The organism is uncultured Nevskia sp. (genome assembly GCF_903885465.1).
Lineage (GTDB): Bacteria > Pseudomonadota > Gammaproteobacteria > Nevskiales > Nevskiaceae > Nevskia.
Window position 1 is genome coordinate 1 of the sequence record NZ_CAISIQ010000545.1, and the last position, 7,104, is coordinate 7,104.

At 66.2% G+C, this 7,104-nt stretch carries 6 protein-coding genes; 4 read left to right on the forward strand and 2 right to left on the reverse strand.

Translation table 11 applies throughout. The features are described 5' to 3' along the window. Together guaA and guaB are read right to left on the reverse strand one after the other, a co-directional pair. The coding region (gene guaA, locus QZY06_RS21025) for a glutamine-hydrolyzing GMP synthase (protein WP_295687934.1) at positions 1-786 on the reverse strand (786 nt) is incomplete at its 3' end. 7 nt (positions 787-793) lie between these two features. Further along, entirely contained in the window at positions 794-2,281 is a 1,488-nt protein-coding gene (gene guaB, locus QZY06_RS21030) for an IMP dehydrogenase (protein WP_295687937.1), read from the reverse strand. Positions 2,282-2,424: 143 nt separating this feature from the next. On the opposite strand from guaB, the gene QZY06_RS21035 reads away from it, so the two are divergent. From QZY06_RS21035 to QZY06_RS21050, 4 genes are all read left to right on the forward strand, one after another. Then, positions 2,425-2,892: a hypothetical protein gene (locus tag QZY06_RS21035; RefSeq protein WP_295687940.1), complete on the forward strand. Its 468-nt coding sequence runs from the start codon at positions 2,425-2,427 to the stop codon at positions 2,890-2,892. 51 nt (positions 2,893-2,943) lie between these two features. Then, a complete protein-coding gene (gene xseA / locus QZY06_RS21040; RefSeq protein ID WP_295687943.1) occupies positions 2,944-4,317 on the forward strand; it encodes an exodeoxyribonuclease VII large subunit in 1,374 nt (457 codons plus the stop codon). 89 nt (positions 4,318-4,406) lie between these two features. After that, positions 4,407-6,086, forward strand: coding sequence for an ExeA family protein (locus QZY06_RS21045; protein ID WP_295687945.1), 1,680 nt, complete (start codon positions 4,407-4,409; stop codon positions 6,084-6,086). Continuing rightward, positions 6,083-7,093, forward strand: coding sequence for a general secretion pathway protein GspB (locus QZY06_RS21050; RefSeq protein ID WP_295687948.1), 1,011 nt, complete (start codon positions 6,083-6,085; stop codon positions 7,091-7,093). The genes QZY06_RS21045 and QZY06_RS21050 overlap by 4 nt, the downstream gene beginning before the upstream one ends. The last annotated feature ends 11 nt before the right edge of the window (positions 7,094-7,104 follow it).

Consider the following 7,104-nt stretch of genomic DNA (forward strand, 5'->3'; position numbering starts at 1 on the left):
CTTGTGCAGCATCGCCGCGACCACCGAGGAGTCGACACCGCCGGACAGACCCAGCAGCACGCGGCCACTGCCGACCTGCGCGCGCACGCGCTCGATGGCATCGCTGATGATGTTGTCGGAGGTCCAGGCATGGCCGCAGCCGCAGATCTCGTGGACGAAGCGCGAGTAGATGCGCATGCCCTGCGTCGTGTGCGTGACTTCCGGATGGAATTGCAGGCCGTAGTAATGGCGCGCCTCATCGGCGATGCCGGCGATCGGCACGTCGCGGGTGCTGGCGATCAGCTTGAAGCCGGGCGGGATTTCGACCACGCGGTCGCCGTGGCTCATCCAGACATCGAGCAGGCCGTGGCCTTCTTCGCTGACCCGGTCTTCGATGTCGCGCAGCAGTTCGGAATGGCCGCGCGCGCGTATTTCGGCGTAGCCGAACTCCTTGGAATCGTGCGCTTCGACCTTGCCGCCCAGCTGATGGGCCATCGCCTGCAGGCCGTAGCAGATGCCGAGCACCGGCACCTTCAGATCCCAGACCGCGTCACGCACGCGCGGCGCCTTCAGCTGGGTGACCGATTCCGGGCCGCCGGACAGGATCACACCTTTCGGTGCGAACGCGCGGACCTCGTCCTCGGACATGTCCCAGGGATGCAGTTCGCAGTAGACGCCGAGTTCGCGCACCCGACGCGCGATCAGCTGGGTGTACTGCGAGCCGAAATCGAGGATCAGAATCCGGTCGGCGTGGATATCTGGAGTCGGCGTCGGCATCTGCTTCACGGCAACGGCAGCAGCAGTCATCGGATCTTCAGCTCTGGGTGCGGTAGTTCGGTGCTTCCTTGGTGATCGCCACGTCGTGGACGTGCGACTCGCGCATGCCGGCGGAGGTGATCTTCACGAAGCGGGTGACGGTGCGCAGTTCTTCGGTGTTCTGGCAGCCGGTGTAGCCCATGCTGGCGCGCAGGCCGCCGATCAGCTGATGGACGATCGCCGCCATCGGGCCCTTGTACGGCACGCGGCCTTCGATGCCTTCCGGCACCAGCTTTTCGACTTCCGCCGTGGTGTCCTGGAAGTAGCGATCCTTCGAGCCCTGCGCCATCGCGCCGAGCGAGCCCATGCCGCGATAACTCTTGTACGAGCGCCCCTGGTAGAGCTCGACATCGCCCGGTGCTTCCTCGGTGCCGGCCAGCATCGAACCGACCATCACCGCATAGGCGCCGGCAGCCAGCGCCTTGGCGAAGTCGCCCGAGTAGCGCACGCCACCATCGGCGATCAACGGAATGCCGAGATCCTTGAGTGCGGCGGCAACCGACATCACCGCGCTGATCTGCGGCACGCCGACACCGGCGACGATGCGCGTGGTGCAGATCGAACCAGGGCCGATACCGACCTTGACCGCGTCGGCACCCGCTTCGACCAGCGCCAGTGCCGCAGCGCCAGTAGCAATGTTGCCGCCGATGATCTGCACGCGATCGCCGTACTGCTGCTTGATCTGGCGAACACGGTCGATGACGCCTTTGGAATGGCCGTGAGCGGTGTCGACGACGATGACGTCGACGCCAGCTTCAATGAGTGCTGCAACGCGCTCGTCGGTATCGGCGCCGGTACCGACTGCAGCGCCGACTCGCAGACGGCCATGCTCGTCCTTGCAGGCCAGCGGATGTTCGGTGGACTTCTGGATGTCCTTGACCGTGATCATGCCGCGCAACTGGAAAGCCTCGTTGACCACCAGCACCTTCTCGATGCGGTGCTCGTGCAGCAGTTCGATGACCTCGGTGCGCGGCGCGCCTTCCTTGACCGTCACCAGCCGCGGCTGCGGGGTCATGATCTTCGACACCGGCTGATCCATGCGCGTTTCGAAGCGCAGATCGCGGCTGGTGACGATGCCGACCAGCTTGTCGCCATCGACCACCGGCACGCCGGAGATGTGATTGGCCCGGGTCAGCGCCAGCACGTCGGCGATGGTCATGCCCGGCGGCACGGTGATCGGATCGGCAATGATGCCGCTCTCGTACTTCTTCACCGCGCGAACCTCGGCCGCCTGCCGCGCCGGGGTCATGTTCTTGTGGATGATGCCGATGCCGCCTTCCTGGGCCAGCGCGATCGCCAGGCCGGATTCGGTCACCGTGTCCATCGCCGCCGACAACAGCGGGATGTTCAAGGTGATCCGGGCGGTGAGCGGGGTGCGCAGGTCAACCTGACGCGGAAGCACCTCGGAATAAGCCGGTTGCAGCAGGACGTCGTCGAACGTCAGGGCTTCGAGGTCGATGCGGGAAGCGGGGTTCTTGGTATCCATCCGATAGTATAAAAAAAACGCCGGCCTCCCGTTGCTCCGACCAACGCTACCGACGGCAACCCGGCCGCTCCAGAAGCTGAATCCGGGGCCGTAAGTTTCACAATCCGGCAAGCCATTGCCGACCCGAAACGGCGGTACGGCCCGTGAAATTCCCTCCAGTCCTGTTGTTGCGTCTGAGCTTGCTCGGCCTGGTGATAGGCCTGCCGGCGCACGCGGAATCGACCGTAATCGACAGCGCTACCGCCCCCGAGCACCGCCGTCTCCTGCATTTCAACTTCAACTGGCTGACGCCGCTGGCGGCCCAATCGCTGGTCAAGGGCTTCGGCTGCGGCGTGTTCATCGAGCGGGCCGACTGCCGTGACCAGACCAGCAGGCACAGCCTGTTCATCGTCAGAAGCTTCACGGGGTATCGAAGCTACAGTGGCTGGACGATGGGGCCGAATGCCTGGCTCGATGGTGATCCCAGTTACCAGGTCAAGGGTCTGGGCTTGGCGTTCAACGATATCGGCCCGACGCCCTTGCGGGTCGGGCTCGGTCTGGGCACCCGCAGGCTGACCAATCAAAGGCCGTTCGTCACCGTCGATTTCGAGCTGACCTGGCCGCCACGCTGAACCATCCGCGGCGCTCTGCCATGCGGCGCTGAATGCCGCTAGGCTTGCCCGATGAACGAAGCCTCCCGCGGCGTGCCGGCGCGCACCACCTATTCCGTTTCCGAACTGGCCGACATCCTGCGCGGCCTGCTGGAAGACAGCCTGCCGAGCGTCTGGGTGTCCGGCGAGATCTCGAACTTTTCGCGTCCCGCCTCCGGCCACTGGTATTTCACCTTGAAGGACGAGCGCGCCCAGTTGCGCTGCGCGATGTTCAAGAACACCAACTACTACGTCCGTCCGCAGCCGAAGGACGGCGATGCGGTGCTGGTGCGCGCCAAGGTTGGCATCTATCCGGCGCGTGGCGAGCTGCAGATGATCGTCGAGCATCTGGAGGCAGCCGGCACCGGTGCGCTGCTGCGAGCCTTCGAGCAGTTGAAAGCCAGGCTCGCCGCCGAAGGCCTGTTCGATGCCGCGCTGAAACGGCCGCTGCCGAAGCTGCCGCGCCGCATCGGCGTGATCACCTCGGGCACCGGTGCGGCGTTGCAGGACATCATCAACGCGCTGCGTCGCCGCTGGCCGCTAGCTGAAGTGATGCTTTTGCCAGTCCCGGTGCAAGGCAAGGAAGCGCCGCCGGCGATCATCCGGGCGCTGCGCGAACTGCCGCTGCGGGCGCCGGTCGATGTCATCCTGCTCGCCCGCGGCGGCGGCTCGCTGGAAGATCTGTGGGCGTTCAACGATGAGGGCGTGGCCAGGGCGATCCGCGCCTGCACGGTGCCGGTGGTTTCGGGCGTCGGCCACGAGATCGACTTCACGATCGCCGATTTCGCCGCCGATCTCCGCGCCGCCACGCCGACCGCCGCCGCTGAACTGGCAACGCCGGATATTGCCGAGCGTTATTCGCGCGTCGACACGCTCGATATCGCGCTGATCGGCCTGGTCAATCGTCGGCTGCTGCAGTTGCGCGAGCGTCTGGCCCAGACGTCGGGCCGCCTGCAGAGCCTGCATCCAGGTCGCCGGCTGCAGGAGCGGGCGCAACGGCTCGATGAACTCGACGAGCGCCTGCGCCACGCGATGAGCAGTCGCCTCGCGGCGAGCTCGGAACGTCTGCGCCGCCAAGAACAGCGCTTCGAAGCCGCCGCGCCGCTGCCACGCATCGTGCTGCGGCAAGGCCAGCTGCGCCTGCTCGCCGATCGTTTGATGCGCGCCGGCAGCAGTGTGCTCGCCGAACGGCGCGCTCGGTTGCGTCAGGCCGAAGCGCTGCTGAACAGCCTGAATCCGTCCGCCGTGCTGGAGCGTGGCTACGCGCTGGCGACTGGTGCCGATGGCCGCATCCTTCGCGACAGCACCGAACTGAGCGAAGGCGAGCGGATTTCCGTGCAACTGGCGCGCGGCCGTTTCGACGCCGATGTCGTCGATATTCAGGCTTCGAAGACTCGGAGAAGCTAAAGGTCTTAAGACGGAACCGGAGGCGAGCAAGCCTTTCGTTATACTCGCGCAGCCTATCTCCGGCGCCTTTTCAGACTCCGTTTCCGCCCTTGTACGCCGCGCATTACAAACTCCGCGAGCCGCCGTTTTCGATCGCCCCCGATCCGGCCTTCCTGTACATGAGCTCGCGCCATCAGGAGGCGCTCGGCCATCTGCTTTACGGCACCGGCCAGTACGGCGGTTTCGTGCAGCTGACCGGCGAAGTCGGCACCGGCAAGACCACGATCGTCCGCACCCTGCTCGCGCAGAAGCTGGATAACGTGGACATCGCGATGATCCACAACCCGCGTCAGAACGAGGTCGAGTTCGTTGCCTCGATCCTCGACGAGCTGGGCGTGGACTACCCCGGTCGCAGCAATGATCCGTCCGGGCATTCGATCAAGACCCTGGTCGATGCGCTGAATCAGCATCTGCTCGCCAGCCATGCCGCCGGCCGGCGCACGGTGCTGATCATCGACGAAGCGCAGAACCTGCCGACGCCGGTGCTCGAACAGGTGCGGCTGCTGACCAATCTCGAAACGACCAAGGAAAAGCTGCTGCGGATCATGCTGATCGGCCAGCCGGAGCTGGTCGAGCTGCTCAATCGGCCGGAGCTGCGCCAGCTGGCGAGCCGGATCACGGCGCGTTTCCATCTGACGCCGCTGACCCTGACCGAGACGATGCAGTACATCATCCATCGCCTGCATGTGGTCGGCGGTCCGTCGGACCTGTTCACCGACGCCGCGATGCGCAGCGTGCATCGCTACGCGCGCGGCATTCCGCGCCAGATCAACATCATCTGCGATCGCTCGCTGCTCGGCGCCTATGCGCGTGGTCTGCGGTCGGTAACGCCGGCGATCGTCGATCAGGCGGCTGTTGAAGTGACCGGCGTACAGCCGAGCCAATCGGCCTCCGGCTGGCTGGCCAAGCGCCTGCGGCCGCGAGCCGTGCCGCTGCCCTGGGTCGAATCGGCGCTGGCGATCGCGGCGCTGGTGATTGCCGGCGTACTGCTGAACCAGACGCTGAATGGCGGCAGCAAGGCGGAAGCCAAGCCTGCTGCCGTGGTTGCCGCCGAGCAGCCGAAGCCCGCGCCAGTTGCCGCGCCTGCGCCGGCACCCGCGCCGGCCGCGAAGCCTTCCGGCGTCGGCGCGCTGCAGGCAACGGCCCAGCCGCTGCCGGCGGTGATGTCGCGGCTGATCGGCCTGTGGCAGCCGGGCCTGAGCATTCCGCGTGGCCAGAATGTGTGCCGCGCGCTGGCCCGCAATGCCATCGATTGCTACAAGGGCGACGCCAGCTGGGACGAGCTGCGGCAGATGAACCATCCGGCGATCCTGACCCTGGAGTTCGAAGACGGCAGCCGCCAGTACGCGCTGCTGCGCGCAGTCGATGGCGACAACGCCATCATCGATACCGCTGACGGCCCGCTGCGGCTGCCGTTCGCAACGCTGGATCCGCTATGGAACAGCGAATTCCTGATGCTCTGGCAGCGGCCGATCGAGGAATCCCAGATCGACAGTCAGACGCGTGGCAATTCCGTACTGTGGCTGCGCCGGGCTTTGGCGAAAGCCGATGGCAAGACCCTGAGCGGTGCCCTGCCAACCAACTTCGGGACGGAGCTGAAGACGCAGGTACTGCGTTTCCAGACTAGCCACGGCTTGCCCGCTGACGGCATCGCCGGCACCCGCACCTTGATGCTGCTGGGCAACCTGTCGCCGAAACCCGGCACGCCGTCGCTGAGGGACGCGCCATGAGTCTGATCCTCGATGCCCTGAAACGTGCCGAACGCGAGCGCAAGCTGGGCCAGGCGCCCACCGCGCTCGAAGAAGTGGCCGTACCGCCACCGGCCAAGCGGCAGCAACCGGGCCGACGGCCGATCATTCTGGGCGTCGTCGCCGTGGCGATCGTGGCGCTGGCCGTGTTCGCGTTCCTGCGCAGCAGGCATCCGGCAGCAGCAGATACCGCTCCGGCCGAATCGGCTTTCGTCGAGGTCACCCACGACCCCGCGCCGGCTGCCCCGGCTGCGCCTGTTGCTGCGAATCCAGCCGATGAATCCCAGGATGCACGCATCGAGGACAGCGCCAGCATTGCCTCGCTCGACGATCTGACCGATGGCGACACACCCGATGCCGCAGCCGCTCCGGTCGCTGAAGAGGCTACCGGGGGCATGCAGGTTGATGACGGTTCGACTTTGGTGACGCCATCACAGCCGCGTGAACCGGCGCCGGTGATCGCCGCGAAACCGGCCGCGTCGTCGCCTTCGTCGACGTCCTTCAAGCTCGATCCCAAACCATCGTCCGCAGCGCCAGCGCCCCAGCCGCAAGCCAGGCAGCTGGTGACCAACGCGAATGCGACGCCGAGCAACACGACACCTGCGGCCGGCGAAGACCTGGTGATTCCGATCGAGGAATACGTGCCGGTGACGGCAAGTTCGGCAGCGACGGCCGCGAGCCCGACAGCGGGTCCGGCTCCAGCACCGGCAGTACGTCAGGCCGCGCCGGCTCCTGTCCCGACTCCAGCCTCCGCGGCATCGGTCCAGCGCCTGAAAGACATGCCGCCGGCGTACCGGGCCGAGTTCCCGCCGATCAGCATCGACGTGCATGTCTACAACGACAATCCGCAGCGCCGCTTCGTGCTGATCAACGGCCGCCGCTATCGCGAGGGCGACGCCCTGAGCGAAGGCCCGCGCATCGCCCAGATCGTGCCCGAGGGCATCGTCTTCGACTGGCGCAACGAACAGGTTCTGTACAGCAGCCGCTGAGACGCGCAGCC

Excerpts from the sequence above, each read along its gene's own strand:
- xseA (WP_295687943.1), top strand. The coding sequence starts at position 2,944 with ATGAACGAAGCCTCCCGCGGCGTGCCGGCGCGCACCACCTATTCCGTT.
- QZY06_RS21050 (WP_295687948.1), top strand. The coding sequence starts at position 6,083 with ATGAGTCTGATCCTCGATGCCCTGAAACGTGCCGAACGCGAGCGCAAG.
- guaB (WP_295687937.1), bottom strand. The coding sequence starts at position 2,281 with ATGGATACCAAGAACCCCGCTTCCCGCATCGACCTCGAAGCCCTGACG.